The organism is Lysobacter enzymogenes, from assembly GCF_023617245.1.
In the GTDB taxonomy this organism is placed as follows: domain Bacteria; phylum Pseudomonadota; class Gammaproteobacteria; order Xanthomonadales; family Xanthomonadaceae; genus Lysobacter; species Lysobacter yananisis.
In genome coordinates this window covers 16,214-42,325 of record NZ_CP067396.1, presented here as the reverse complement: position 1 = coordinate 42,325, position 26,112 = coordinate 16,214, and the positions used below count along the sequence as shown (strand labels likewise).

Here is a 26,112-nt window from a genome sequence, read left to right as displayed (position 1 = left end):
AAGGCGAGACCGCCGGCCGCGTCGCCGCGACCATCGGCCCGACACCTTGGCCGACCTGCTGCCGCCGCCGATGCATAGCGACGAAACCCCCACTTACTACACCGCGACCAAGAAATACGACCTGCGCTTCCCGTCGCTGGAACAGGACATCGACGCCGACGTGGTCGTCATCGGCGGCGGCTTCTCCGGCATCAACACCGCGCTGGAACTCGCCGAGCGCGGCGTCACCGACGTGGTGGTGCTGGAAGCGCGCCACCTGGGCTTCGGCGGCACGGGACGCAACGGCGGCCAGATCATGGCCGGCATCGGCCACGACCTCGACGCGATCAAGAAGGACGTCGGCGAAGACGGCGTGCGCGCGATCTTCGCCATCAGCGACCAGGGCGCGGCGATCATCCAGTCGCGCATCCGGCGCTACGGCATCGACGCCGACTTCCACCACGGCTACGGCTACCTCGGCTTCAACGCGCGCCAGGCCAAGACCCTGCGCGCCTGGGAAAAAGAGTTCAAGGCGCTGAGCCCGGACCAGGACATCCGCTACCTGGAAGGCGCGGAAGTCCGCTCGATCATCGGCTCGCAGGCCTACGGCAGCGCGCTGCTGCACATGGGCGGCGGCCACGTCCACTCGCTCAACCTGCTGCTCGGCGAAGCGCAGGCGCTGGCCGGCCACGGCGCGCGCATCTTCGAACACAGCCCGGCGCTGCAGGTCGAGTACGGCGAACGCATCCGCGTGCGCACCGCCAAGGGCTCGGTGCGCGCGCAGAAACTGCTGTGGGCCTGCGACAGCTTCCTCAACGGCCTGGAGCCGGAGCTGCACCGCTCGACCATCAACACCTACGCCTTCCAGCTGATGACCGAACCGCTGCCGGACGAGCTGATCGAACGCATCAGCCCTATCCGCGGCGCCTACAGCGACATCCGCCCGGTCATCGATTATTTCCGCGTGACCCGCGAGAACCGCCTGCTGTTCGGCTCCGCCACGCCGATCGTCGAACACATCCCGCGCGACCTGAAGCAATGGAACCGGCGGCTGATGCTCAAGGTGTTCCCGTACCTCAAGGACGTGGCGATCGACCTGGCCTGGGGCGGGCCGATGGCGCTGTCGCCGAACCTGTTCCCGCAGATCGGCTCGCTGCCGGGTCGGCCGAACGCGTTCTTCGTCCAGGGCTATTCCGGGTTCGGCGTCACCCCCAGCCACATCGTCTGCCAGGTGCTGTCCGAAGGCATCCTCGGCGGTTCGCCGCGCTATGCGCTGCTGAGCTCGGTCTCGCGCGCCAGCGTCCACGCCAAGGACCAGCTGCGTCCGCTGATCTGCACGCTCGGCAAGAGCTGGCACCAGCTGTCGGGCTATTGGAACGGCCGGCGCTGACTTTCTTCTTCACTTCCCGAGGCAATCGCAACATGAGCATGACTCCGATCGAACGCGGCCTGAGCATCGAGGCGCTGGACCCGTGGGGCACCGTCGCCGACCTCGGCTCGCAGCCGCTGGAAGGCGAGGTGCGCGCGTACGGCCGCATGACTTACGGCGCGCCGACCGATGCGCTCAGCGCCGGCTACTTCGGCGCCACCCGCGGCAAGTTCCGCCTGGTCTATCCGTTCGCCGAGCACGCGGTGGTGGTCGCCGGCGAAGTCGCGCTGACCGACGAATCCACCGGCACGACCACCCGCTACCGCGCCGGCGACGGCTGGTTCGTCGCCAAGGGCACCTCGACGGTGTGGGAGATCCTCAGCGACGAGTTCGTCAAGCACTACGTCGCAGTCGCCTGAGATCGCGGCGGCGCGCGCCGGCCGCGCCATCGCGCGCAGTCCCGCGGCGGCCGGACTCCCGGCGCCGCGGGTTCTTCACCTTTCGATTCCTACGAGACGATGCCATGGCCCGACCCGACCTGCTGCCCGAAGTCGCCGCGTTCCTGCAACGCGCGCACGGCCATTTCATCGACGGCCGCGCCGTGCCGGGCGACGGCGCGCGCCTGGCGATCGTCGATCCGGCCACGGCCGAGCCGATCGCCGAAGTCGCCGCCGCCGGCGCGGCCGAGATCGACGCCGCGGTCGCCGCGGCGCAGCGCGCGTTCGCCGGCGACTGGGGCCGCGCGATGCCGGCGCAACGCGCGCACTGCCTGCTGCGGCTGGCCGACCTGATCGAAGCGCACGGCGACGAGCTGGCGCAGATCGAAACCCTGCAGTCGGGCAAGCTGCTGGGGCTGGCGCGCGGGTTCGAGATCGCCCAGGCGGCGGCGTTCCTGCGCCACTACGCCGGCGCGGCCACCCGCCTGCACGGGGAAACCATCGCGCCGTCGATTCCCTCGTTCCACGACGAGCGCTACACCGCCTTCACCCGGCGCGAGCCGGTCGGCGCGGTCGCCGGCATCGTGCCGTGGAACTTCTCGATCCTGATCGCGGTGTGGAAGTTCGCCTCGGCCCTGGCGACCGGCTGCACCAGCGTGATCAAGCCCAGCGAGTTCACCCCGCTGACGATGCTGCGCATCGCCGAGCTCGCGCTCGAAGCCGGCATCCCGCCCGGCGCGCTCAACGTGGTCTGCGGCGGCGGCGACAGCGGGCGCCTGCTGTGCGCGCATCCGGGCATCGCCAAGATCAGCTTCACCGGCTCGGTCGCGACCGGCCTGCAGGTCGGCCGCGCGGCGTTCGACGGGCGCCTGGTGCGCACCACGCTGGAACTGGGCGGCAAGAACCCGGTCGCGTTCCTGCCCGACGTGCCGATCGAACGCATGCTCGGCGGGATCATGGAAGCCGGCTTCCTGCACCAGGGCCAGATCTGCGCCGCGGGCGAGCGCTTCTTCATCCACCGCTCGCGCATCGACGAGACTCTCGAAGCCCTGGCCGCGACCTTGCGCACGCTGCGCATCGGCGACCCGATGGACCCGGCGACCCAGTTCGGCCCGCTCGCCAACCGCCCGCACCTGGACAAGATCGCCGCGCTGTTCCGCCAGGCGCGCGGCGACGGCACCCGGATCGTCTGCGGCGGCGAAACCCTCGACCGGCCCGGCTTCTTCGTCGCCCCGACCGCGCTGCGCGTGGACCGCGCCGACGCGCCGCTGCTGCACCAGGAGACCTTCGGCCCGATCGGCACCTTCCTCGCTTACGACGACGAGGACGAACTGCCGGACCTGCTCAACGGCACGCCGTACGGCCTGGCCGCGAGCGTGTGGACGCAGGACATCGCCAAGGCGCTGCGGCTGGTGCCGCAGGTGCGCGCGGGCACCGTGTGGATCAACATGCACACCCTGCTCGATCCGGCGGTGCCGTTCGGCGGCGCGAAGCAATCCGGCGTCGGCCGCGAATTCGGCGCGGCGTTCGTCGACGACTACACCGAACTCAAGTCGGTGATGATCCGCTACTGAGCCGCGGGCCGCTCGCGCGGCGGCCTCCGTCCCGCCCCGGCGACATAGGACGGGTCAGAAAAACGCGCGCGAAACGGCTGAACATGGCGATTTTGCTGCGTCGCGGTATGCGCGGGCGGCGAGCCTTCTTCTAGGCTCGCAAGGGCCGCATGTTCGCGGCGACGCAGCGGAGACGGCGCGTGTTCCAGCAGGTCTGCAGTACCCACGACATCGATACCTGGAGCCGCTCGCTGCAGGGCGTATGCGGCCTGTTCGAGACCCAGCCCGCGCACGAGCATTCGCTGTTCATCGGCGACCTGCGCTACCGCGATTTCGCCGAACTGCGGCTGGCGCGCATCCGCACCAATGCGGCGCGCCTGCTCTACCGCGCGCCCGGCGGCGACCGCCTCGACGATCGTTACTGCTTCCTGGTCATGCAGACCTACGGCCGCTCGCGCATCCGCCAGGACGGCGAGACCACGGAATTGAGTCCGGGCAGCCTGGCGCTGATCGATCCCACCCGCAGTTGCGAGATCCTGCCGCAAGGCCTGATGGAGCACGCGTCGCTGCACCTGGAGCGCAGCCGCGTGTGCCGCAGCCTGCGGGGCGCGGCGCGCAGCTTCGGCAAGATCGGCGCCGGCAGCCTCAGCGCGCGGCTGTTGCGCGGCCTGGTCGAGCAACTCGCCGACAGCACCCTGCCCGCGCACGCGACCTGCGGCGAGGAAGGCGCCGCGCTGCAGGAAGCCCTGCTGCAGCTGCTCGCGCCGGCCTGGAAAGCGGCGCGCCCGCATGGCGAGGCCGATGCCGAAGCGGGCACTCCGGCGGCGGCGTTGCGCGAACGCGCCTGCCGCCTGATCGACGAATGCCTGCCCGACCCCTGTCTGGGCCCGAAGCTGGTCGCGCGCCAACTCGGCACCTCGCTGCGCCAGCTGCACCGGCTGTTCGAGGAAAGCGACGAAAGCGTCAGCCGCTACATCCTGCACCGGCGGCTGGAACGCGCCGCCAGCAACCTCGGCGATCCGGCCCTGACTTCGCGCTCGATCACCGAGCTGGCCTATCGCTGGGGCTTCACCGACTCCACCCACTTCAGCCGCATCTTCAAACGCCGCTACGACTGCTCGCCGCGCCAGTACCGCAGCCGCGCGCTCGCGGTGGCTGCGGTGTGAGCGGTGTGAGCGCCACGGCGCTCACACCTCCTCGAGCAAGCGCGCCAGCCGCGCGTAACGCTCCGGCCGGTGGCTGCGCAGCCACAGCGCCAGGCCGAGCCCGGCCAGACCGACCCCGAGCATGCCCAGCGGGATCAGCGTGTTGAACACCGATTCGCCGCCGGTCAGCAAATGCATGTTGCGCACGATCAGCGCGACCCCGACCAGCATCGCCGCACCGCTCAGCGCCGGCGCGATCAGGCGCTGCCACAGGTTGGTGTGGCGCGGCTGGCGGCGGAAGAAGCCGATCACCGCCAGCGAGGTCAGCGCCTGCACGGCGAGGATGCCCAGCGCCGCCGGCGCGCTGCCCAGCGGCAGCACCAGGGTCATCGGATCGGCGCCGGCCAACCCGCACAGCAGCAGCAGCGCGACCACCAGCGCGGTCAACGCATAGCCGGCCAGGTGCGGGGTGCGGTGGCGCGCATGGGTGCGCGCGAACGCGGCCGGCATCAGCCCTTCGCGCGCCAACGCGAACAGGTAGCGCGAGAGCGTGTTCTGGAAGCTCAGGATCACCGCGAACAGGCTGGTGATCAGCAACACGTTGATCGCGTCGCCGAGCAGCGGCCCGACCAGCAAGCCGGCGCGGTCGAACCACAGCCCGCCGGGGTCCTTGGCCGCGGCCGCGAGCACCTGCGAGGGCCCGAAACTGACGATCAGCAGCCACGAGGACAGGGTCAGCGTGACCGCGATCAGCACCACCGCGATATAGGTCGCCGCAGGCACCGTGCGCTCGGGCTCGCGCGCTTCTTCGGCGTAGATCGCAGTGGTCTCGAAGCCCATGAACGAGCCGGCGACGAACACGAACGTCGCGCCCAGCCCCGGCACCAGCACGTGCTCGGGCTGGAACGAGGCCAGGCTGAAGCCCTCCGGCCCGCCGTGCGCCAGCACCGCCACGTCGAAGACCACCACCACCGCCAGTTCCGCCAGCATCAGCAGGCCGAGGAAGCGGCCGTTGAACACCACGTTGCGGATGCTGCACAGCTGCACCAGCGCCGCCACCGCCAGCCCCACCACCCACCACGGCAGCGCCAGCCCCCAGCCGGCCAACGCGTTGGCGCCGAAGAAGCCGATCAGGCCGTAGCAGGCGAACTGCAGTCCGGCGTAGGCGACGATGGCCAGGAACGCCGCGGCGGTGCCCAGCGGCCGGCCCAGGCCGTTGGCGACATAGGCGTAGAACGCGCCGGCGTTGCGGATGTAGCGGCCCATGGCGACGAAGCCGACGCTGAAGACCAGGTAGATCGCGCCGGCGATCAGGAACGCCGCCGGCACGCCGATGCCGTTGCCCAGCAGGATCGCGGTGCTGACCACGCCGACCAGCGCGGTCAGCGGGCCGTTGGTGGCGATGACGAAGAACACGATGGTCCACAGGCCGAGCGCGTTCTGGCGCAGGCCGGCGGGAGAGGATGGGGGTGCGGTCATGCGCGGCGGACCTCGCGGGCAGGGGCCGCCGGCGGTCGCGGCGGCGGTGGAACGCAGGCCGCGCGATGCGACGGCGCCACCGATGCTGCGCAGCCGGCGCAACGGCTTCTAGCGTCTGCCTGCCAGCGCAGTTGGCTGCCAGCGCCAACGGCGCGCCGCGCATATCGGCACGGTCGGGCGCCGACGTGCGCGGACGCGTGGGGCAGGCGTGCGGGCCGAGGCTGCGCGCACGCACGCGGGTCGGCGCAGGAGCGCGCGGCCGGGCCGGCCAGGACGCAGGACGCGAACGCAGGAACGCGCAGTCAACTGTCCTGGCGCGCAGACGCAAGAACCCGGCGCGCGGCTTTGGACTAATCGCACGGCGGCCATGTCCGCCGCGTCCGCCGCCGGGAGAATCCGTCATGCCCCACACCTCGCTCCGCCGCGCCGCGCTGCGCTGCGTCGCTTCCCTGGCGCTGTTGTCGTGCGCGCTGCCGGCCGCCGCCGCGGGCCTGCCCGATCCGGGCGACTACGCCGCGCCGCCGCCGGGCGTGCGCATCCTCGCCCTGTACGCCCAGCACAACTGGGCCGACGCGTTCTACGCGCGCGGCGACAAGGCCGTCGACGGCCTGGACCTCGAGCTCGATGTCGCCGTGGCGCGCTACATGCACTATTTCCAGGTCGGCGGCCGCACCGCCGACGTCGAGGTGATCCTGCCCTACGCGCGCCAGCGCATCGGCCTGGACGGCTACCGCGAGCGAGGCCTGGGCAATCCCAGCGTCGGCGCGACCCTGTGGACGCGCGCCGACCAGACCCGCGGCGAATACCTGGGCTGGGCCGCCTACCTGTCGCTGCCGCTGGGCCAGCACCGCGACCGCGGCTTCGCGGTCAGCGAGGACCGCTACGCGTTGGACCTGGAAGTCGGCTATGTGCGCAAGCTCAACGACCGCTGGTCGCTGGACCTGATCGGCCAGGCCGAGTTCTACACCGCCGACCGCAGCACCGACGTGCGCCGGCGGCCGATGCTGCGCGGCATCGGCCACTTGAGCTATCACGTCTCCGACAAGACCCGACTGGCGCTGAGCTTGCGACAGACCTTCGGCATGCGCGAGCGCCTGCACGGCGAGCAGCTCGCCGGCGCGCGCAACGACACCAATGCGATGCTGACCTGGGCCTACCAGGCCAACGACGCCGCGCAGGTGCAGGTGCAGTACGCGCACGACCTGCGCGTGCGCGAAGGCGTGCGCGCCGACGCGCTGCAGGCGCGGCTGGTGCTGGCGTTCTGAGCGCGGCGGCGGCGGGGCGGCTAAGCGGCTCCGGCCGCTCCGCGGCGCCGTCCGGGCCAGCGCACGCGCGGTCGCGCTGAAGCGCGCGGTCGCGCTGAAGGCTTCGGCCCGCGCCCGCGACGGGCGCGGCGGACTCAGGGATTGCGCGGGTGGTTCAGCACCAGCCAGTACAGCCCGACCTGCTTGACCGCCCAGACGAACTGCTCGAAATCCACCGGCTTCTGGATATAGCTGTTGACCCCGAGCGCATAGCTGGCTTCGACGTCGAACGGCTCGGTGCTGGTGGTCAGCACCACCACCGGCAGGGTGCGGGTGGGTTCGTGGGCGCGGATCGCCTGCAGCACTTCGCGGCCGTCGACCTTGGGCAGGTTCAGGTCCAACAGCACGATCGACGGCAGATCGTTGGGATCGCGGTCGGAATAGCGGCCACGGGCGAACAGGTAATCCAGCGCCTCGGCGCCGTCGCCCATCACCACCAGCCTGTTGGCGATCTTGGCCTCGTCGAAGGCGAGCCGGGTCAGCTCGACGTCGTCGGGGTTGTCCTCGACCAGCAGGATCTCCTTATGCATCTGCGTTTTCCTCGCCTCTCGACACGAGCGGCAACTCCACTGTGAACGTACTGCCCTGGCCGGGCTCGGACTGGGCGAGCAGGCGCCCGCGGTGGCGTTCGGCCACCCGTTGCGCGATCGCCAGCCCCAGGCCGTGGCCGCCGCCCTGGTCCGGCCCGTGCAGGCGCTGGAAGGGCTCGAACAGTTTGTGAGCATAGCGCATGTCGAAACCGCTACCGCGGTCACGCACGGTCAGGGCCAGGACCCCGTCGCGCGCCTCGCCGGCGACCTCGATCCGCACCGCCGCGTCGGCGCCGGCCTCCACGCCCGAGAATTTCCAGGCGTTGTGCATGAGCTGGGTCAGCATGACCTTGAGCAGGCGCTCGTCGCCTTCGACCTGCAGCCCGGGCTGGACCTCGATCTGGCCGCGGCGCGCCGGGTCGGCGTCCTGCAGCTCGGCGCCGACCCAGTCGGCGAGCAGGCTCAGGTCCACCGGCGCGATCCGCATCTCCGCGCGGGTCACGTGCGACAGCTCGGTCAGCATCGCCAGCAGCCCGGTCATGCGCGAGGCGGCGGCGCGGATGCGCGCGAGATAGTCGCGGTCGGTGTCGTTCAGCCGCTCGCCGGCGCGGTCGGCCAGCAGCGCGGAAAAGCTTTCGATCGAACGCAGCGGCGCGCGCAGGTCGTGGGCGACCGCGTCGGCGAACAGCTGCAACTGGCGATGCGAGGCGTCGAGCGCGGCGCCGTGCTCGGCCACGCGCGCGCTCAGCGCGATGCCGGCCTCGCGCTCGCCGCGGATGTCGCGCATGTGCGAGATGAAATAGCGCGCCGCGCCGTCTTCGTCGCGCATCACCGCCACGTTCAGCTGCACCCACAGCTCGGAACCGTCGCGGTGCAGGTAGCGCTTGTGTTCGTCCACCGAGGCCAGCTCGCCGCTGACCAGCGCCGCGACCAGGTTCTGGCTGATCGCCAGGTCGTCGGGATGGGTCACTTCGCTGTAATGGTGGCCGCGCAATTCCTCCACGCGGTAGCCCAGCATCGCGCACAGCGCCGGATTGACCTCCAGCCACACGCCGTCGAGCGAGACGATCGCCATGCCGATGTTGGACGCCTTCATCGCCTCGCGGAAACGCCCGTCTGCGGCCGCAAGATCGTCTCCGGCAGGCAGCGTGGGCGGCAGGGGATGCGGCAGATTCATCGGTTTGGAGCGGAGCGTCGGCCATCGGCGGCGAATTGACCGGGAAGTGTAGCCAATGCGGTCGTGATGGCAGGGTAGACGACGCACACGGCGCGGACACGGCCAAGTCCCGCACAATCGCCGCCATGGACTTTTCTCAGATCGCCTTCCTCCTGATCCTGGGCGCCGCCCTGTACCTGTTCGTCAGCGAGCGCCTGCGGGTGGACGTGACCGCCATGCTGACCCTGCTGGCGCTGGTGCTGACCGGGGTGCTCGACGCCAAGCAGGCGCTGTCGGGCTTCGCCAGCGAACCGGCGATCATCGTCGCGGCGGTGTTCGTGATCTCCGGCGGCCTGGCCGCGACCGGCATCACCGAGCGCCTGGGCCAGTGGATCGGCCGCGCCGCCGGCCACAGCGAGGGCCGCGCGATCGCGGTGACGATGCCGGCGGTGGCGGCGCTGTCCTCGTTCACCCACCACGTCATGGTCACGGCGATGATGCTGCCGATCCTGACGAGATTCGCGAAGTCGCGCGGGCTGTCCGCTTCCCGTCTGCTCATGCCCATGTCGTTCGCGGCCTCTTTAGGAACAACCCTGACCTTGGTCAGCGCGCCGGCGTTCCTGCTCGCCGACAACCTGATCGAGCGCACCGGCGCGCCCGGGCTGGGCATCTTCTCGATCACCCCGATCGGCCTGGCGCTGGTGGTGGTCGGCGTGCTGTACATGCTGGCCGCGCGCTGGATCCTGCCCAAGCGCAGCGGCGAACACGGCGACGACGGCTACCTGCGCCTGGACCGCTACCGCACCGAACTGCTGGTGGTGGAAGGCTCGCGCTGGAGCACGCGGCCGCTGGCCGAACTGCAGAAGGCGCTCGGCGACCGCTTCGTGCTGACCGGCTGGCTGCGCGACGGCCTGCGCCGCCAGGACCTGGGCCCGAGCAGCCCGCTGATCAGCGGCGACATCCTGCTGGTGGAAGCCTCGGCCGACGCGCTGGCCTCGCTGCACGACGATCCCGGCCTCGACCTCAACGCGGTCGCGCGCTTCGGCGAACACGCCCAGGGCGACGGCGAGGCGCAGCTGGTGCAGGCGCTGGTCGCGCCGGGCTCGGAGTTCGTCGGCCGCAGCGTGCGCGAGCTCGACTTCGCCCGCCAGTTCAACGCGGTGATCGCCGGGCTGTGGCGGCGCCAGGGCGCGGTCGCTCCGCGGCTGGCCGACGCGCGCCTGCGCGAAGGCGACCTGCTGGTGCTGTGGGGCCGGCCGGCGCGCTTCGCCGAACTCGCCGCGCACCACGGCTTCCTGATGCTGGTGCCGTTCGCCGGCGAAGCGCGGCGACGGCTGCGCGCGCCGATCGCGCTGGCGATCCTAGCCGCGACCGTGGTCGCCGCGGCGACCGAATGGCTGCCCGCGCCGCTGGCGTTCCTGCTCGGCGCGGTAGCGATGGTCGCCACCCGCTGCGTCGACGTCGAACAGGCCTATCGCGAGATCGACGTGCGCATCTTCGTGATGATCGCCGGGGTGATCCCGCTCGGCGTGGCGATGGAGCAGACCGGCACCGCGCAGTTGCTGGCGCAGGGCATGCTGCACGTGATCGCCGGCTGGCCGCCGCTGGCGATCCTGCTGGTGATGTTCACCGTCGCCGCCTTGCTGACCCAGATCCTTTCCGACGCGGCGACGACGGTGTTGTTGGGGCCGATCGCGATTTCGCTGGCGCAGTCGCTGGGGCTGCCGGCGACGCCGTTCGTGGTGTGCACGGCGTTGGGCGCGGTGGTGGCGTTCCTGACCCCGATCGGTCACCACGGCAACCTTCTGATCCTCGGCCCGGGCCAGTACCGCTTCAGCGACTTCCTGCGCATCGGCTTGCCCTTGACCGTGCTCATCGCCTTGGTCAGCGCCTGGATGGCGCGCTGGCTCTGGCTCGGCGGTCCGTTCTGGCCGGGCGGCTGAGGCAGCGCCCGCGGGTCGATCTCGCCGGCGACCAGGCTGACCGTGCCCGCGCCGGTCGCGGCCTGCGCCGCGACGCAGGCCAGCAGCAGGGCCAGGGCCAGCCAGCGCCCGCGTCGTGGCGAGCGGGTTGGGGCTGCGACCGAGGTCCTGGCGATGGCGGGCATGCGCATTCCTTGGCAGCCGCCCTGGCGCGGCAACGGCCACGTTAGGGGCGCTCGCGGCACGGTTGATCCGTCTAAAGTCGTGGTGGCGATAACGGTTACAGCCGGCGTTCATCGAATCGGCGCAGCGGTGGCGCGACGGCGAGGGCGCCCCACACGGGTGCGGCGCCGGAGGGCTCGACTATCGTCCGGTGCGCGGCGCGGACGGACGCGTCGCCCGGAGCGGCGCCCATGCCCACGACTCGCCCGCCGCGGGCCGGACCCGCGTCGCGAGCGTTTGGTCAGAAATTTCCTACAGCGCGCCTCGTGTTCCCCCGAGGGTAAACAACTGCGCCATGCGTCACTTTATGCGCGCCCCGGCAGCACGATCCATGCGCCGCTAACGGACGCCGCTCACCACCGCTGTCGCTCGCGCGATCAGCCACACGATGGATCGCCGCCCTGAGCACGCGGCGAAGCTGGGCCGGGGCCTTTTCGTTCGCCATCCACGCGGGGCGTCATGATCTTCACGGTGCAACTCAACGAATCCACCTACCACGGCCGCACGCTGTCGTGCGACGTCGCCGACGAGCGCTTCGCCGATGCGGCCTCGGCGTCCGCGGCGGCCAAGGCCGAGGCGTTCGATCTGTCGATGCAACTGCGCGTGGCGGTGGCGATCCGGATCTTCGAAGACAGCCGCATCTACCTGTCGCACATCATGCCCGCGCCGCCGCGCTGACGCGCCGTACAGGTTTCGTCCACAGGCAGTTCCTGTGGGAGGGACTTCAGTCCCGACGCTCTTCGCTCCGCTCGCCGCGCATCCGCAATGCGAGCCCGATGCCTCAAGGCTTTGGAATTCTTTCGCGCGATCGCGCTTTGCCGAATTCGCCGAAACGCGCGTCCTGCGCAGCGTGCAACGACTCCGACGCGACATCACAACGCCGCCGCGCCGAACGCGCGCGCACTTAGACGCGCATCCCACTTCATCGACGCCGTCCGCCCGCGAGCCGCGCGCGAGGTGGGGGGGTGCGTGTGCCGCCGCGTTCGCTGCAATGGGGAATAGCTGCAACGGATGTGCCTTCACTCGTCGTAAGACGCATCCGCTGGACACGCTCACGCTCCCTGCCGTTGTGCAGTAACGCCAGGTGCGCGGCCGCGGCCGCGCACCGGCGCTTCGCGTTTCTTTCTCTTTTCGCTTTGCATGACCCGGAGACCCAATCCATGTCCATCAAGCACAAGGTGCTCACCGCATCGATCCTGCTCGCCATCACCGGCACCACCGCGACCGCGCTGGTGACCGCGCAGCGCGACCGCGACGCCGGCAACGCCGCCGCGGGCGCCAACGCGCAGGCCGCGGCCACTGCCGCCGCCGCGCGCAACGCCGCGCATGCGCCGGCCGCGCGCGCCAACCTCGAACATCCCTTCGCCGACGCCGCGGCGCGCTCGGGCGCGACGCCGGCGGCGCAACTGGAACGCCACCCCGCGGTCGAGCGCGCGCGCGAACTGCTGCAGGCCGACAAGGCGCGCAATGCCGCCGCCCGCGGTCTGTCCGGCGCCGGCGCCGACACCGCGCTGGCCGCGGAGCGCTACCAGCCGCGCGATGTGATCGTCGAAGCCGACGGCAGCGAACACGTGCGCTTCCAGCGCGACTACCAGGGCCTGCCGGTGATCGGCGGCGACCTGGTCACCCATGCGCGCAACGGCCTGCTGACCTCGATCAGCAAGACCCTCGACCTCACCCTCGGCGACGGCGGCGCCGCGCCGAAGCCGAAGCTGTCCTCGGCGCAGGCCATCGCCGATGCCGGCGTGCATTTCGCCGGCCGCTTCCTCGAACAGCCCAAGTCGCGCATGGTCTATTTCGCCAAGGACAACCAGCCGACGCTGGCCTTCGAGGTGACCTTCCGCGGCCTCAACAAGGCCCAGCGCCCGGTCCACGAACTGCTCTACGTCGATGCCGGCAACGGCGACCTGCTCGGCCGCGACAGCCGCATCTACAGCGCCGAATCCACCGAGGCCGAGGGCTACACCATCACCCGCGGCAAGGTCACCATCACCACCGCCAAGGTCGGCGCCGAGGAAAGCGACGGCCGCGGCGCGGGTTATCTGCTGCGCGACGACAAGCGCGGCGGCGGCACCACCCACAACACCGGCGGCACCGTGGTCGACCTGATCTTCGGCGGCGGCGACTTCAGCGCGCCGGCGATGTTCGATGCCGACAACATCTGGGGCAACGAGCAGATGACCAACATCGAGCGCACCGGGGTCGAGGCGCACTACGGCGTGGCGCGCACCTGGGACTACTACAAGAAGTTCTACGACCGCGTCGGCATCTTCGGCGACGGCGTCGGCGTGCAGAGCTTCGTCAACGTCACCTTCAGCTATTTCGGCATCTTCGACCTGGGCGGCACCAACGCGTTCTGGGACGGCGACGCCAAGCGCATGGTTTACGGCAACGGCGACTTCGGCGTGTCGAATCCGGTGGTGGCGATCGACGTGGCCGGCCACGAGATGTCGCACGGCGTGACCCAGGCGACCTCGGGCCTGCTGTACTCCGGCGACGCCGGCGGCCTCAACGAAGCCACCTCCGACATCCACGGCACCCTGGTCGAGTTCTTCGACAACAGCCCGAAGGACCCGCCGGATTACCTGATCGGCGAGAACGTGAACCTCGACGGCACGCCACTGCGCTACATGTTCAAGCCGAGCCTGGACACCGACGCCGCCGGCAACGGTTCGTTCGACTGCTACCCGGCCGCGGGTTTCACCGAGGAAGATCCGCACTACACCTCGGGCGTGGGCAACCACTTCTTCTACCTGCTCGCCGAAGGCCAGAAGGTGCCGAAGTCGCACCGCAAGACCGTGCTGGCCTCCGACCTGGTGTGCAACGGCGCGACCGGGCTCAAGGGCCTGACCCCGACCGTGGCCGGGCAGATCTGGTACCGCGCCAACACCTTGTACCTGACCTCGCAGTCGAGCTACCCGGATGCGCGCGTGGCGACCCAGACCGCGGCCCAGGACCTGGTCGACCGCGGCCTGCTCAAGGCCAGCGCGGTCAAGACCGTGGCCTGCGCGTGGGAAGCGGTGAACGTCGGCCTGCCGGAAGGTTCGGACGCGGCGCGCTGCAAGCAGTAAGCGACGGCGCCGGAGCTACGCGATCCGGCGCTTCGTCGGTGAGTGGGATCGAAAACGCGAGCGCCGGGACGTTTCCGTCCCGGCGCTTTTTTCGCACGCCAGCCCCTGTAGGAGCGGCGCGAGCCGCGACCGCGAATCGCGGACGGCGACGCAAGCCCGATGCCATGCGGTCGCGGCTTGCGCCGCTCCTACCGGCAGACTTCGCGCCGTCTCTCGATCAACGCTGCCGCGGCATGGATTGGAAGTACCAGCCGTCGAACGAGCCGTTGTGGCCGCAGAATTCCGACGCGGGATGCGGCTGGCCGCGGACGTCGAGTTCCTGCACGCGCAAGGCGTTGCCGATGCGGGTCAGTTGCAGGCCGGTGCCGTCGGCATCGCCCTCGGCGCGCGCGAGCACGCGTTCGTCGCTGCCGCTGCCGCGGAGGTCCGCGTCGCACACCCAGCGTCCGTCGATCGGATGGGCCGCGTTGCCGCGCACCCGGTACACGCCCTGCGCGTCGCGACTGATTTCCAGGCCGCCGGCGAAGTTGTTCCAGTCGCCGACCAGACCCTTGCGCGGGAATTCGCGGATGCGCTGCAGGTCCTTGAGCCGGCTGTCGAGCTGCTCGCGCAGCACCTTCGCGCGTTCGCCGCGCTCGGCCTGTTCGTAGGCCGCGTCGCGCACGCCGACGAACCAGCGCTGGTCCTCGCGCAAGCCCTTGACCGCGTCGCCGCTGAAGCGCGGCAGCAGCTTGGCGTAGAGGTGGGCGATCGCCGAATCGGTGCGCGCGGCGGCCGGATCGGCGCAGATGCCGCGCTCGACCGGGGTCTTGGCCTTGGCGCAGTCGAACGAGGGATGCGCCTTGCCGTCGTCGAAATACGCCTGGGCGGAGAAGTCCACCGTATCGACCTGGTCGCGCGCGACCCGGCGGTAGCGCGAGCCGTCGTCGATCTTGGCGTTGCACGCCGTCATCCGCGCGTCGCCCCATTGCAGCTCGGCGCCGCATTGCAGCAGGTAGCTCGGTTGTTTCGACGGCGTGCGCGGTTCGCAACCGTTCGCGCCGATCGAGCAGCCTTCCGGATCGAACTCGACCCGGCCGTCGACCACCCGGCCCTTGAACAGGTTGGTGCCGCCGGTGTTGCTGGCGCGCCAGTTCCACGCGCCGCGGATCTGCGCGCCGCGCTGCTCCAGTTGCAGGCTCTGGCACCACAGCTCGCCGTCGTAGCGCTGGCAGGCCTGCCAGGTGCCGTCGAACGACGCCGGTGCGGCCGGCGCGGCCTGGGACAAGGCCGGCGCGGCGAACAGCGCGGCGACGGCGGCGATGCGGAACAACGAAATCGTCATGGAGCGTCCTGCCTCAGGAATAGAACGGAATGCGCTGCAGCTTGTACACGCCATCCACGCGCTTGAACACGCGCTGGCCGTGGAGGTCGTCGTTCTCCAGCAGGTACTCGCCCTGCTCGATCGCGCCCGGCGCCTGCACTTCGCCGTTCTCGTCCTCGCCCGAATCGCGCTTGCGCGAATACGCGCGCACGCGGTTGGCCTTGAGCGCGGCGCGCACCGAGGCGGTAAGGATGCGGTCGTACTTGGCCGCCACCTCGGCCGCGTCGCGCGCGCTGGCCGACTGCTGGCGCTGCTGCGCGTCGCAGGGGTCGTTGCCGGGCAGGCAGCTGCTGCCATGGCTGAAGTCTGCGAACGGGCGCGCGGTCATCTTCGCCACCGCAGCGCGGTCGTCGGCGGCCACCGCCTTGCGGAAGTCGGCGATGAAGATCTTGAAGTCGCCGTGGCGGTCGTAGCGGTAGGCGTTCTTGTCCTTGGCCGGCGCGGCCGGCGGCGGGGCCTGCTGCGGCAACGCCTGCGCCCAGTCGCGGCGCATCTGCGCGATGCGCTGCTGGTAGGCGCTGCGGATGCAGGCCGGATCGCGGCATTCGTTGCGGCCTTCGAGCCAGCGCGCGTTCTCGGCCGCGATCGGATCGAGCTGCTTGCCGGTCTCGCCGTCGACGCCGCGGGTCTCGGCGCGGATCTGCCGGTAGAGCTCGTTCATTTCGCTGTCCAGGCGCGACAGCTCGGCGTCGGCGCAGATCGTCTTTTCGACCTGGGTGCGCGCGCGGCGGCAATCGAAACCGGCGGCCTGGCTCAGGCCGGCGACGGCGAGCAGGGCCAGCGCCGCACCGGCGCGCAAAGCGTGGGATCGGAACATGCGGAATCCTTGCAGGGGAAGGGAAACGCGAACGGCCCGGCGCGATCCGCCGTGGCGGGCATCGCGCAGGCGGGCGGCGGGCGGTCGGGCGGAAGACGGCGGCGGCGTGGGCATCCTTGCGGGGGCGTCCTTACGAAAGCGTTCTCGGCCGGTGCGCCTTCGCTGGCGCGCTGTGGATAAGCGAGGACTCGGCGAATGCGGCGGAGAACCCCGTGCTGTGGATAAGCCCCGCTGCTGTGGATAAGCCCGGCACTGTGGATAAACACGTCCCCGGCCGATGCGCTGTCGTCGCCTGCGTCGCCAACCAGACCCGGCGGTCGCGGATCGGCCGCCGCGCCCGGTCCGCGGCGCGCAGCCGCATTGTCGGCCACGCCGCGCGCGGGTGCCAGCGCGCGGGCGCTGCGGCCAGAGTCGGCCACATGCCACGGCGCGACCGCCGCACGCTCACGCGATCGGCTGGTACTGGAACAATCGCTCGCCGATGAAGTCCAGGAACACCCGCAGCTTCGGCGACACGTGCCGGTGCGCCGGCCACAGCGCCCAGAACTGTCCGCGCTGGGTCTCGAATCCCGGCAGCACCCGCTGCAAGCGGCCGGCGGCGAGATGCTCGCGGACCAGGAAATCCACCGAGTAGACGATGCCCAGCCCGTGCACCGCCGCCTGCACCGCCGCTTCGCTGTTGTTGCACACCAGCGCCGCCGGCAGGTGCGGCGCGGTCTCGCCGGGCGCCAGCCGCAGCGACCATTCCTGCAACTTGCCGCTGTTGGCGAAGCGGAAATGGATGCAGTCGTGGCCGGCCAGGTCGGCCGGCGCGCGCGGCTCGCCGCGCCGGGCCAGGTAGTCGGGCGCGGCGCACAACATGAAGCAGAACGGGCCGAGCCGGCGCGCGCGCAGGCGCGAGTCGGGCATGTCGCCGCTGCGGATGGCGGCGTCGAAACCGCCGTCGATCACATCGACGATCTGGTCGTTGAAGTCCAGCTCCAGTTCGACCTCGGGATAACGCTGGCGGAACTCGCCCAGCACCGGCATCAGGAAGCGATAGCCCACGGTCGGCAGGCCGATGCGCAGGCGCCCGCGCGGCGCCTGCATGGCGTGGGTCAGCGCGGCCTCGGCGTCTTCGAGTTCGTCCAGCAGCGGCTTGCAGCGCTCGTAGAACTGGCGGCCTTCCTCGGTCAGCTGGACGTTGCGGGTGTTGCGCTGGAGCAGGCGCACGCCGAGCTGCTGTTCCAGCCGAGCCACGCTCTTGCCCACCGCCGAGGACGAGACCCCGAGCTGGCGCGCGGCGGCGACGAAGCTGCGCGCATGGGCGGTGCGGACGAAGGCGAGCAGGCTGCCGAGCTTGTCCATGCGGCGATTCTCGACGGGTGGGGTGGCGGCCATTATGTCCGTTCGCTCCGCAAAGCTTGAACCGGAGCGGTGTTTTTCGCCGATTGCGGCCTGCCTAAGCTGTGGCACCGCCCCCACGGCCCAGTCCCATGCCTTCATCGAATCCCGCCGCCGCGCCCGCGCGCGGCCGCCACGACCGTTTCTGGATCCTCGGCGCGATCTGCCTGGCCGGGCTGGTCCTGCCGCTGAGCTTCACCGCCCCGCCGGTGGCGATCCCGGCCATCGCCGCCGAACTCGGCGGCAGCCCGGTGGCGCTGAACTGGATGACCAACGCCTTCATGCTGGCGTTCGGCAGCTGCCTGATGGCGGCCGGCACGCTCGCCGACACCTACGGCCGTAAGCGCGTGTTCGCCACCGGCATCGTCGCCTTCGCCGCGGTCTCGCTGCTGCTGGCGCTGGCGCCGAGCTTGGCCGCGTTGAATGCGCTGCGAGTGCTGCAGGGCGTCGCCGCGGCGCTGGCGCTGGCCGGCGGCAACGCCGCGCTGTCGCAGGAATTCCACGGCCCGGCGCGGATCCGCGCCTTCAGCCTGCTCGGCACCGCGTTCGGCCTGGGGCTGGCGTTCGGGCCGAGCCTGGCCGGCTGGCTGGTGCAGGCGCAGGGCTGGCGTTCGGTGTTCCTGTCGAGCCTGGCGATCGCGGTGCTGGCGACCGTGTTCGGCCTGCCGCGCATGCGCGAGTCGCGCGATCCCGACGCCGGCGGCCTGGACTGGCGCGGCAGCCTGAGCTCGACCGCGATGCTGGCGCTGTTGACCATCGGCGTGTTGGAAGCGCCCGAACGCGGCTGGGGCGATCCGTGGGTGCTGGCGACGCTGGTCGCTTCGGCGCTGTCGCTGGCGTGGTTCGTGCGGATCGAAACCACGCTCGCACGCGGCGGCGCCATGCGACCGATGCTCGACCTGAGTCTGCTGCGCTACCCGCGCTTCGTCGGCGCGCAGCTGCTGCCGATCGGCACCGGGCTTTGTTATCTGGCCCTGATCGTGCTGCTGCCGGTGCGGCTGATCGGCATCCACGGCCTCGGCACGCTCGAGGCCGGATTGATGATGATCGCGCTGTCGGCGCCGATGCTGGTGGTGCCGATGCTGGCCGCGGTGCTGAACCACCGCGTCGCCGCCTCGACCCTGTGCGCGGCTGGCCTGTTGCTGGCCGCGGCCGGCTTGGCGTGGCTGGGCTGGGCCGCCGGTCGCGGCGAGGTCGCCGGGCTGATCGCGCCGATGCTGTTGATCGGCACCGGCTCGGCGATTCCGTGGGGCCTGATGGACGGCCTGGCGATCAGCGTGGTGCCGAAGGAGCGCGCCGGCATGGCCGCCGGCGTGTTCGGCGCCAGCCGGGTCTCGGGCGAGGGCATCGCCCTGGCGATCGTGGCCGCGGCGCTGGCCGGGCTGCTGCAGTGGCGGCTCGGCCAGGGCGGCGCGGCCGCCGGCGAAGCGCTCAACCAGGCCGCGCAACGGCTGGCCACCGGCGACGCCGGACGCGCGCAGGCGCTGTTGCCGCAATTCGCGCCGGCGGCCTTGCGCGCGGCCTACGACAGCGCGTTCGCGTGGCTGATGTATGCCTTGGCCGGCGCGACCGCAGTGGTGGCGTGGGTGGTGTATGCGTTGCTGGGGCCGGTGGCGGAACCGGCCGCGCAGATGGCGGCGTCGGCGGAAGCCCTGTGCGAGGACGGCGCGCGCTGAAGCTGCTGGCGGTCTGACAAGAAAGCGTCGGGGCTGAAGCCCCTCCCACAGCAGCGGCCCCAGCCACGGCGGCGGCCCCAGCCACGGTGGCTGCTGTTGTGGGAGGGGCTTCAGCCCCGACGCTCTTGTTCCCGGTCGCGACGATCGCGGCCCTCAGAACAACTCCATCTGCGGCGTAGGCTTGCGCGGCGCGACGAACCGGCTGGTGTCCAACGCCGGCAAGCGCCCGAACCCGTGCCGCTTCCACGCCTTCTGGAAACGCTGCTCGATCAGCTGCGCGAACGGCCCGTGCCCGCGCATGCGGTGGCCGAAGCGGCTGTCGTAGTCCTTGCCGCCGCTCATCTGCTGGATCAGGCTCATCACGTGCTCGGCGCGGTCGGGGTAGTGCAGGCGCAGCCAGTCGCGCCAGACCTGCTTGAGTTCGTGCGGCAGCCGCAGCAGCACGTAGCCGGCGGCGCGCGCGCCGGCCTCGTGCGCGGCCTCGAGGATGCGCTCGATCTCGCCGTCGTTGATCATCGCGATCACCGGCGCCACCATCACGCCCACCGGCACCCCGGCCTGGGCCAGCGTGCGCATCGCCTTGAGCCGCGCATGCGGCGCCGAGGCGCGCGGCTCCATCCGCGCCGAGAGCTGGTTGTCGAGCGTGGTCACCGAGAAATACACCGACACTAGGCCGCGCTGCGCCATCGACGCCAGCACCTCGACGTCGCGCACGATCGAGGCGTTCTTGGTGATCAGGCTGAAGGGATGCGAGCAGGCGTCGAGCACCTCGATCACCCCGCGGGTGATGCGGAAGCGGCGCTCGATCGGCTGGTAGGAATCGGTGTTGATGCCGAGCGCGATCGGCGCGCACTGGTAGCCCGGACGCGCGAGTTCGTTCTGCAGGCGCTCGGCGGCATTGGTCTTGGCGAACAGCCGGGTCTCGAAGTCCAGGCCCGGCGACAGTTCCAGGTAGGCGTGCGAGGGCCGGGCGAAGCAGTAGACGCAGCCGTGCTCGCAGCCGCGGTACGGGTTCACCGACTGGCCGAAGGCGATATCGGGCGAGTCGTTGCGGCTGATGATGCTGCGCGCGGTTTCCTCGGTCACGATGGTGTCCGGGCGCGGGGCGAGGTCGGCGTCCTCGTAGACCGAGCCCCAGCCGTCGTCCTCGCCGTGGGCGGTGCGCATCGCGAAGCGGCCGTCGACGAAGCTGGCCGCGCCGCGGCCCTTGATCGCTGTCGGCTGCATCGACAGCCGCGCTTGGGAGAGCTGGGTTTTGCGCGCCGAATCCATGCGTCCCAGGCTACGCCGGCGGCGTCGCAGCGGACGCGACAGGAAAGCTCGGGCGCTGAACCGCTCAGGCGGGCCTGTGGATAAACATTCGGGTCGGGGTTGTGGACAACTCGGCCCGCAAATAAACGCATTCAGCCTTATCGACAGCAGTTATCCCCAGCCGGCCCCGTTCAGGAAAACCCGCGCCAGCCATCGCTTTGCGCAGGTTTGCGCACAGCGCTGCCCACTACTTATCCCCAAGCTTGCCGGTGTTCTGTTTCTCGCGCCGCGACGCGACGCTGGTGGAGTTTCGAGCCTTGATGCGGGAGCGGCGCAAGCCGCGACCGCGAGGCTGCGGACTCGCGGCGGTGGTCGCGGTCCGCTAGGTTTTGCGCGGCGAAGCGGGAGCCAAGCAAAGCTTGCGGCGTTTGTGTGGTGTCGCGGTCGCGGCTCGCGCCGCTCCTACAAAAGCGGCGGCCGCAGGGGCTCAGTCGATCGCGAAGGTCGCGTTGACCGTGGCGTTGACGCTGATCTGGCCCACCGCCAGCGCCCCGCCCTCGCCGCCGCCTTCGCCGCCACCGCCGCCGCTCTGCTGGACCACGTTCTGCAGCGCCTGCCCGCCGAGGTTGCCCCAGCCGCCGCCGCGCCACCAGCCGCCGGAATAGGACTCCGAGGCGCTGTAGACCACGCCGCGGCGCACGCCCAGCTCGCGCGCCAGGGCATCGGCCTTGTCCTGCGCGGCGCGGATCGCCAGCGCGCGCGCCGCGTCGCGATGCTTGCGCAGTTGCGAGGTGCGGAACTCGATCCCGTGCACGTGCTGCACGCCGTTGGCCAGCAGCCCGGCCAGCACCGGTTCGAACGCATCGACCTTGGCCAGGCGCACGCCGATGCTCTTGCGCACGATGTAGAACTGCGGCCGCAGCTTGCTGGCCAGGTCGCGCTCGTAGCTGTATTGCGGCTCGATGTTGAGGTAGTCGGTCTGCACGTCCTTGTCGGCCACGCCGTGCGCGCGCAGGAACGCCAGCGCCTTGGCCACATCCTTGTCGTTCTCGCGCCGGGCCTCGTCCAGGCCGGCGGCGCGCGACTCCACGCCCACGCTCAGCAACACTTCGTCCGGCGGCACCTTGACCTCGGCCGAACCGGACACGCTGATCAGGCGCGCCTGCGACCCGGGCGCCGCCGGGTACGCAGCAGGTACGGCGGCGGCAGGCACGCCGGCGGCCGATATGGCGGCGGCCGGTATCGCGGTGAGCAGGGCGGACAACAACAACCAGCGGGCGAGACGCGGCATGGGCTTGGTCCAGGTGGATGGCAGGGTCGGTCATGGGCCAACGCATGCAGGGCGGCGGCGGGGTCGAGGCAGGGCGGGGCGAGCCGGATGGTGACGGCGTATGGGCGGTGTCGCGGTCGCGGCTTGCGCCGCTCCTACAGGGGGAAACGTAGCTCGCGCTGGCTCTCTGTAGGAGCGGCGCAAGCCGCGACTGCGAACCCGCAAGCTCGCGCCGGCCGCCGCGATCCGCCCAGCGCCTTTGCGCCAACCCGAAACATCCCCGATCGCCGGGGCCCAGCCAGACCCGCCCCAGCGTCACGCCCGGATCGCCCGCGCGCATGCCGCGAACACCGCCCGAATCCACACTTCCGGGTTCCACGCCGCCGGGCTAGCCTAGCCCGGCGCCGGCCGCGGCCGCGCCACCGTCCGATGGAGCTCCCCGTGCCCGACTCGCTGACCGCTGTGTGGCAGGACCTGATCCACATTCCCCACATCGGTTTCTACCTCACCGCCGGCTGGGCGGTGTACCTGGTCTGGCTGGGCACCTGGATCGTGCTGCAGAAGCGCGAGCCGGTCGCGACCCTGAGCTGGTTGTTCAGCCTGGCCCTGCTGCCCTACATCGGCTTCCTGATCTATTTCTTCTTCGGCCCGCAGCGCATCCACCGCCAGCGCCTGCGCCGGGTGCGCGCGCGCGCCGCGCTGCCGCCGCCGCCGCCCGGGCTGACGCCGTCGCCGGAAGCGATCGAACTCTCGCGCCTGGGCCAGGCCACCACCGGCCTGCCGCCGACCACCGCCACCGACGCGCGCCTGCTGATCGACGGCGGCGCCAAGTACGCATCGCTGCTGGCCGACATCGCCCAGGCGCGCGAGCACATCCACCTGGAGTACTACATCTACCAGCCCGACGGCATCGGCACCGCGCTGCGCGACGCGCTGGTCGAACGCGCCCGCGCCGGGGTCAAGGTGCGCCTGCTGCTCGACGCGGTCGGTTCGGGCAGCACCTCCCAACGCTTCCTGCGCCCGTTGATCGACGCCGGCGGCGAGGCGGCCTGGTTCCATCCGATGAAGCTGCGCTGGTTCTGGCACCGGCCGTGGCTCAACCTGCGCACCCATCGCAAGATCGTCGTCATCGACGGCCGCGTCGGCTACACCGGCGGCATCAACATCACCGACGAGGAAGACGAACGCGCGCGCAAGGACGCCTACCGCGACCTGCACCTGCGCCTGGAAGGCGACGTGGTGCGCGAGCTGGAACTGGTGTTCATCGAGGACTGGTGCTACGCCACCGGCCAGCCGCCGCTGAAGCAACTGCACCTGGCGCCGCAACCGGGCACGATCGCCGCGCAGGTGGTCAGCTCGGGGCCGGACTCGAACTGGGAAGCGATCCACCGCGTCCACGTCGGCGCGATCCACGCCGCGCGTCGGCGGGTGTGGCTGGTGACCCCGTACTTCGTCCCCGGCGAAGCCGCGCGCATGGCCCTGACCTCGGCCGCGCTCGGCGGCCTGGACGTGCGCCTGCTGGTGCCCAAGCTCAGCGACAGCCGCCTGGTCACCTATGCCGCGCGCTCCTACTTCGACGAGTTGCTCGAAGCCGGGGTCAAGATCCACGAATACGGTCCGCGCATGCTGCACACCAAGGCGCTGCTGTGCGACGACGAGAGCGTCATCATCGGCTCGGCCAACTTCGACCACCGCAGCTTCCGGCTCAACTTCGAGATCTCGGTGATGTTCTACAACGCCGACGTCGCCGGCCGGCTGGCCGCGCTGATCGAACAGGAATGCTCGCGCGCCCCGCGCGTGCGCAACGACCGCAATCGCTCGCTGTGGCGCGTGCGCCTGCCCGAAGCGCTGGCGCGGCTGGTGTCGCCGCTGCTTTGAGCGGCAGGTTGCGCGGCGGCGGCCTTCGGGCGGCGGCTGGGCGGGCGACGGGACCTCACCCTCGCGCCGACGATTGAGGGAACGCGGTCGCGGCCTGCGCCGCCGCTACCGTCGGGTCGCGCGGCATCGCCTGCTCCGGCCGTGCGCGATGCCACGCCCGCGCCCTGTAGGAGCGGCGCAAGCGGCGACCGCGCCGCCCCGATCTCGCGCCGCCTCCCGCTCCCGCCGCCCCTCGTCCACCGCGCCCCAACCGCCACTCCACCCCGATGTGCCGACGGTCGCAGCCGCGCCTCGCCCCGGCTGTCGCCTGCATCGGCCCGCGCTACACTCGACCCGGGCCCGTCCGAGGCCCCGGCCGGACGCGAGCCAGCGACCGGCCCGGACAGGGGAACGCCGATTTCGTCAGGGAGCACGCCGTAATGCCTTGGGTTTATCTGTTGCTGGCCATCGCCGCCTTCGGGCTGGCGCTCAAGACCACGTCGCCCGGGCTGATGGCGATCGGCCTGATGGCCGCGCTGGGGCTGTTGATCGTCGGGGTCATGGGCCTGCTGGCGCGGCGCCTGGACAACAGCAGCCGCGACGTATCCTCGATGATCGACCCGGCCGAACTGCGCCGCCTGCGCGAGCAGGCCGAGGCGCGCAAGCTCGCCGCCAGCCAGTCCGAGCCGCCGGCGCGCTGAGCCGCGCCACGGCCGGTTCCTCTTCCACGCGCCGCGCCGGCCCGCGCCGACGGCGGCCAGATTGCGTACTCGCCGCGCTCCGCGGCGCGCGCTAGGCTTTGGCCATGACCGTCCTGAGCGTCAACGTCAACAAGATCGCCGTGCTGCGCAACTCGCGCGGCGGCGCCGAGCCCGATGTGGTCCGCGCCGCGCGCGCCTGCCTGGACGCCGGCGCCCACGGCATCACCGTGCACCCGCGTCCCGACGCGCGCCACATCCGCGACTACGACGTGTACGCGCTGGCCGAACTGGCCCATGCGCGCGGCGTCGAATTCAACATCGAAGGCAATCCGTTCGCGCCGCCGCGCGCGGGCTATCCCGGCCTGTTCGAACTGTGCCGGCAGACGCGCCCGGCCCAGGCCACCCTGGTGCCCGACGGCGACGACCAGCTCACCTCCGACCACGGCTTCGACTTCCAGCGCGACGCCGACGCGTTGCGCCCGCGCATCGCCGAACTGCGCGAACTGGGCTGCCGCATCAGCGTGTTCGCCGACGCCGACCGCGACGGCATCGAACGCGCGGCCGAACTCGGCGCGCAGCGGGTCGAGTTGTACACAGGTCCGTATGCCGAAGCCTTCGCCGCCGGCGATGCCGACGCGGCGCTGGCCGCCTTCGCCGACGCGGCGCGCCGCGCCCAGGCCGCCGGCCTCGGGGTGAACGCCGGCCACGATCTCAGCCAGGCCAACCTCGGCGCGTTCCTGCGCGCGGTGCCGGACGTGCTGGAGGTGTCGATCGGTCACGCGCTGATCGGCGAGGCCTTGTACGACGGCCTGGACGCGACCGTGCGCGGCTACCTGGCGGTGATCGCCGGCGCTCGCTGAGCGATTCGCATCGGGGCCAGGTTCGGCGATCGCCCTGTCGGTTTCTCGTTGTGTCGTTCGCGAGCGCGTGTGGATAAGCGTGCGGCGCTTCGGTGCGACATTGTTTTTCGTCGCGGCAGTTGGCGTCCGCGGTGGTTCGGATCGGCGACGTGCGGTCTGTGGATAGCTTCGGATCCGGTCCGAGGTCGCGACAGAAACCTGGGCCGTTCGCTTGCGCGGCCTGTGGACAAGCCCGATAGAGCGCAGCGGTCGCGGACGGCGAGGCCGATACACGCTCGGGAAATCGCAATCTCATCCACCGTTCTCGGCGGGAACCAGTTCGAATCCGTCGCGCTCGGGCGACGCGAATCGCTTCGGCGAATCTCGCCTTGTGGACAAGTCTGGAGCGCACGCGCGTCGCACGCGATGGCTGCGATGTTGCCGGTAGGCGTCCGGTGCTTGTGGATAAGCGCCGGCACTCGTCGCGGGCGTCGATGAAGATTGCGCGTCTGCGCGCCGTCGCAAGCCCGGTCAAGCGACCTGTGGACAAGCACGTATCCAACCGAGCAACCGCAGCGATGTTTCGCGCGGCCATCGGCCTGCCGCACCTACTGCGCGAACGCCTGCGACTCGCGGCGGCATAGCGAAGCCGCCCACGTCGGCGACACGGTGATGCAGACCGTGCAGAGCCCTGTGGACAACCGCACCCGACATCGCGCACACCCTCGAGCGAGAGCCGGGGCCATCGCGGTCACGCCAGATTCGGACAAGTGTCGCCTGCGAGTTGC

General features: G+C 71.0%; 20 protein-coding genes. 12 read left to right on the top strand and 8 right to left on the bottom strand.

Annotated features, from left to right (window positions below):
- The first annotated feature begins 46 nt into the window (after positions 1-46).
- The 4 genes from JHW41_RS00170 (at position 47) to feaR (ending at position 4,504) form a co-directional block, all read left to right on the top strand.
- On the top strand, positions 47-1,369 hold the full coding sequence (locus tag JHW41_RS00170; RefSeq protein ID WP_250448547.1) for an NAD(P)/FAD-dependent oxidoreductase: 1,323 nt from the start codon (positions 47-49) through the stop codon (positions 1,367-1,369).
- A gap of 32 nt (positions 1,370-1,401) precedes the next feature.
- Positions 1,402-1,767 carry a cupin domain-containing protein gene (locus JHW41_RS00165; protein ID WP_057950363.1) on the top strand — a complete coding sequence of 122 codons (366 nt, stop codon included), beginning with the start codon at positions 1,402-1,404 and terminating at the stop codon, positions 1,765-1,767.
- Between the two features lie 104 nt (positions 1,768-1,871).
- Complete coding sequence (locus tag JHW41_RS00160; RefSeq protein WP_250448545.1) at positions 1,872-3,359, top strand: aldehyde dehydrogenase family protein; 1,488 nt, start codon at positions 1,872-1,874, stop codon at positions 3,357-3,359.
- A 179-nt stretch (positions 3,360-3,538) separates the two neighbouring features.
- A complete protein-coding gene (gene feaR, locus JHW41_RS00155; protein WP_250448543.1) occupies positions 3,539-4,504 on the top strand; it encodes a transcriptional regulator FeaR in 966 nt (321 codons plus the stop codon).
- A 21-nt stretch (positions 4,505-4,525) separates the two neighbouring features.
- Here the strand turns inward: feaR and JHW41_RS00150 are convergent, their stop codons facing one another.
- Positions 4,526-5,962: an APC family permease gene (locus tag JHW41_RS00150; protein WP_250448541.1), complete on the bottom strand. Its 1,437-nt coding sequence runs from the start codon at positions 5,960-5,962 to the stop codon at positions 4,526-4,528.
- A gap of 401 nt (positions 5,963-6,363) precedes the next feature.
- On the opposite strand from JHW41_RS00150, the gene JHW41_RS00145 reads away from it, so the two are divergent.
- Positions 6,364-7,227: a transporter gene (locus tag JHW41_RS00145; protein ID WP_250448539.1), complete on the top strand. Its 864-nt coding sequence runs from the start codon at positions 6,364-6,366 to the stop codon at positions 7,225-7,227.
- 134 nt (positions 7,228-7,361) lie between these two features.
- On the opposite strand, the gene JHW41_RS00140 is transcribed toward JHW41_RS00145, so the two are convergent.
- Together JHW41_RS00140 and JHW41_RS00135 are read right to left on the bottom strand one after the other, a co-directional pair.
- A complete protein-coding gene (locus JHW41_RS00140; protein ID WP_031374300.1) occupies positions 7,362-7,796 on the bottom strand; it encodes a response regulator in 435 nt (144 codons plus the stop codon).
- The gene (locus JHW41_RS00135) at positions 7,789-8,892 is read right to left on the bottom strand and encodes a sensor histidine kinase (RefSeq protein WP_250448537.1); all 1,104 of its coding nucleotides are present in this window, start codon (positions 8,890-8,892) and stop codon (positions 7,789-7,791) included. Before JHW41_RS00135 ends, JHW41_RS00140 begins: the two co-directional genes overlap by 8 nt.
- 206 nt (positions 8,893-9,098) lie before the next feature.
- Between JHW41_RS00135 and JHW41_RS00130 the strand changes: the two genes are divergently transcribed.
- The 3 genes from JHW41_RS00130 to JHW41_RS00120 all read left to right on the top strand — a co-directional run bounded on the left by JHW41_RS00130 (position 9,099) and on the right by JHW41_RS00120 (position 14,167).
- Complete coding sequence (locus JHW41_RS00130) at positions 9,099-10,895, top strand: SLC13 family permease (protein ID WP_057949710.1); 1,797 nt, start codon at positions 9,099-9,101, stop codon at positions 10,893-10,895.
- A gap of 660 nt (positions 10,896-11,555) precedes the next feature.
- Positions 11,556-11,774, top strand: coding sequence for a hypothetical protein (locus JHW41_RS00125; protein ID WP_057949711.1), 219 nt, complete (start codon positions 11,556-11,558; stop codon positions 11,772-11,774).
- A gap of 482 nt (positions 11,775-12,256) precedes the next feature.
- Positions 12,257-14,167, top strand: a complete 1,911-nt coding sequence (locus tag JHW41_RS00120) for a M4 family metallopeptidase (protein ID WP_250448535.1) — start codon at positions 12,257-12,259, stop codon at positions 14,165-14,167.
- A gap of 217 nt (positions 14,168-14,384) precedes the next feature.
- Here JHW41_RS00120 and JHW41_RS00115 read toward each other — a convergent pair whose 3' ends face one another.
- The 3 genes from JHW41_RS00115 to JHW41_RS00105 form a co-directional block, all read right to left on the bottom strand.
- Positions 14,385-15,491: a lysozyme inhibitor LprI family protein gene (locus JHW41_RS00115; RefSeq protein ID WP_250448534.1), complete on the bottom strand. Its 1,107-nt coding sequence runs from the start codon at positions 15,489-15,491 to the stop codon at positions 14,385-14,387.
- Between the two features lie 13 nt (positions 15,492-15,504).
- Positions 15,505-16,347, bottom strand: a complete 843-nt coding sequence (locus JHW41_RS00110; protein ID WP_250448532.1) for a lysozyme inhibitor LprI family protein — start codon at positions 16,345-16,347, stop codon at positions 15,505-15,507.
- Between the two features lie 444 nt (positions 16,348-16,791).
- On the bottom strand, positions 16,792-17,694 hold the full coding sequence (locus JHW41_RS00105) for a LysR family transcriptional regulator (RefSeq protein WP_057949715.1): 903 nt from the start codon (positions 17,692-17,694) through the stop codon (positions 16,792-16,794).
- A 128-nt stretch (positions 17,695-17,822) separates the two neighbouring features.
- On the opposite strand from JHW41_RS00105, the gene JHW41_RS00100 reads away from it, so the two are divergent.
- Entirely contained in the window at positions 17,823-19,406 is a 1,584-nt protein-coding gene (locus JHW41_RS00100) for an MFS transporter (protein WP_250448530.1), read from the top strand.
- Between the two features lie 153 nt (positions 19,407-19,559).
- Here JHW41_RS00100 and JHW41_RS00095 read toward each other — a convergent pair whose 3' ends face one another.
- Both JHW41_RS00095 and JHW41_RS00090 read right to left on the bottom strand, forming a co-directional pair.
- Positions 19,560-20,678 (bottom strand): PA0069 family radical SAM protein, encoded by a 1,119-nt coding sequence (locus JHW41_RS00095; protein ID WP_250448528.1) that lies wholly within the window; start codon positions 20,676-20,678, stop codon positions 19,560-19,562.
- Between the two features lie 466 nt (positions 20,679-21,144).
- Positions 21,145-21,948, bottom strand: coding sequence for an SIMPL domain-containing protein (locus JHW41_RS00090; protein WP_250448526.1), 804 nt, complete (start codon positions 21,946-21,948; stop codon positions 21,145-21,147).
- A 408-nt stretch (positions 21,949-22,356) separates the two neighbouring features.
- On the opposite strand from JHW41_RS00090, the gene cls reads away from it, so the two are divergent.
- The 3 genes from cls (at position 22,357) to JHW41_RS00075 (ending at position 25,345) form a co-directional block, all read left to right on the top strand.
- The gene (cls, locus tag JHW41_RS00085; protein WP_428995436.1) at positions 22,357-23,805 is read left to right on the top strand and encodes a cardiolipin synthase; all 1,449 of its coding nucleotides are present in this window, start codon (positions 22,357-22,359) and stop codon (positions 23,803-23,805) included.
- 419 nt (positions 23,806-24,224) lie between these two features.
- Positions 24,225-24,485 (top strand): hypothetical protein, encoded by a 261-nt coding sequence (locus JHW41_RS00080; protein WP_250448522.1) that lies wholly within the window; start codon positions 24,225-24,227, stop codon positions 24,483-24,485.
- Positions 24,486-24,589: 104 nt separating this feature from the next.
- Positions 24,590-25,345 (top strand): pyridoxine 5'-phosphate synthase, encoded by a 756-nt coding sequence (locus tag JHW41_RS00075; protein ID WP_250448520.1) that lies wholly within the window; start codon positions 24,590-24,592, stop codon positions 25,343-25,345.
- The last annotated feature ends 767 nt before the right edge of the window (positions 25,346-26,112 follow it).

What these genes read in the sequence shown, in the direction of transcription:
- JHW41_RS00165 (WP_057950363.1), top strand. Translation starts at nt 1,402, where the DNA reads ATGAGCATGACTCCGATCGAACGCGGCCTGAGCATCGAGGCGCTGGAC.
- JHW41_RS00160 (WP_250448545.1), top strand. Translation starts at nt 1,872, where the DNA reads ATGGCCCGACCCGACCTGCTGCCCGAAGTCGCCGCGTTCCTGCAACGC.
- JHW41_RS00150 (WP_250448541.1), bottom strand. Translation starts at nt 5,962, where the DNA reads ATGACCGCACCCCCATCCTCTCCCGCCGGCCTGCGCCAGAACGCGCTC.
- JHW41_RS00145 (WP_250448539.1), top strand. Translation starts at nt 6,364, where the DNA reads ATGCCCCACACCTCGCTCCGCCGCGCCGCGCTGCGCTGCGTCGCTTCC.
- JHW41_RS00140 (WP_031374300.1), bottom strand. Translation starts at nt 7,796, where the DNA reads ATGCATAAGGAGATCCTGCTGGTCGAGGACAACCCCGACGACGTCGAG.
- JHW41_RS00135 (WP_250448537.1), bottom strand. Translation starts at nt 8,892, where the DNA reads ATGAAGGCGTCCAACATCGGCATGGCGATCGTCTCGCTCGACGGCGTG.
- JHW41_RS00130 (WP_057949710.1), top strand. Translation starts at nt 9,099, where the DNA reads ATGGACTTTTCTCAGATCGCCTTCCTCCTGATCCTGGGCGCCGCCCTG.
- JHW41_RS00125 (WP_057949711.1), top strand. Translation starts at nt 11,556, where the DNA reads ATGATCTTCACGGTGCAACTCAACGAATCCACCTACCACGGCCGCACG.
- JHW41_RS00120 (WP_250448535.1), top strand. Translation starts at nt 12,257, where the DNA reads ATGTCCATCAAGCACAAGGTGCTCACCGCATCGATCCTGCTCGCCATC.
- JHW41_RS00115 (WP_250448534.1), bottom strand. Translation starts at nt 15,491, where the DNA reads ATGACGATTTCGTTGTTCCGCATCGCCGCCGTCGCCGCGCTGTTCGCC.
- JHW41_RS00110 (WP_250448532.1), bottom strand. Translation starts at nt 16,347, where the DNA reads ATGTTCCGATCCCACGCTTTGCGCGCCGGTGCGGCGCTGGCCCTGCTC.
- JHW41_RS00105 (WP_057949715.1), bottom strand. Translation starts at nt 17,694, where the DNA reads ATGGACAAGCTCGGCAGCCTGCTCGCCTTCGTCCGCACCGCCCATGCG.
- JHW41_RS00100 (WP_250448530.1), top strand. Translation starts at nt 17,823, where the DNA reads ATGCCTTCATCGAATCCCGCCGCCGCGCCCGCGCGCGGCCGCCACGAC.
- JHW41_RS00095 (WP_250448528.1), bottom strand. Translation starts at nt 20,678, where the DNA reads ATGGATTCGGCGCGCAAAACCCAGCTCTCCCAAGCGCGGCTGTCGATG.
- JHW41_RS00090 (WP_250448526.1), bottom strand. Translation starts at nt 21,948, where the DNA reads ATGCCGCGTCTCGCCCGCTGGTTGTTGTTGTCCGCCCTGCTCACCGCG.
- cls (WP_428995436.1), top strand. Translation starts at nt 22,357, where the DNA reads ATGGAGCTCCCCGTGCCCGACTCGCTGACCGCTGTGTGGCAGGACCTG.
- JHW41_RS00080 (WP_250448522.1), top strand. Translation starts at nt 24,225, where the DNA reads ATGCCTTGGGTTTATCTGTTGCTGGCCATCGCCGCCTTCGGGCTGGCG.
- JHW41_RS00075 (WP_250448520.1), top strand. Translation starts at nt 24,590, where the DNA reads ATGACCGTCCTGAGCGTCAACGTCAACAAGATCGCCGTGCTGCGCAAC.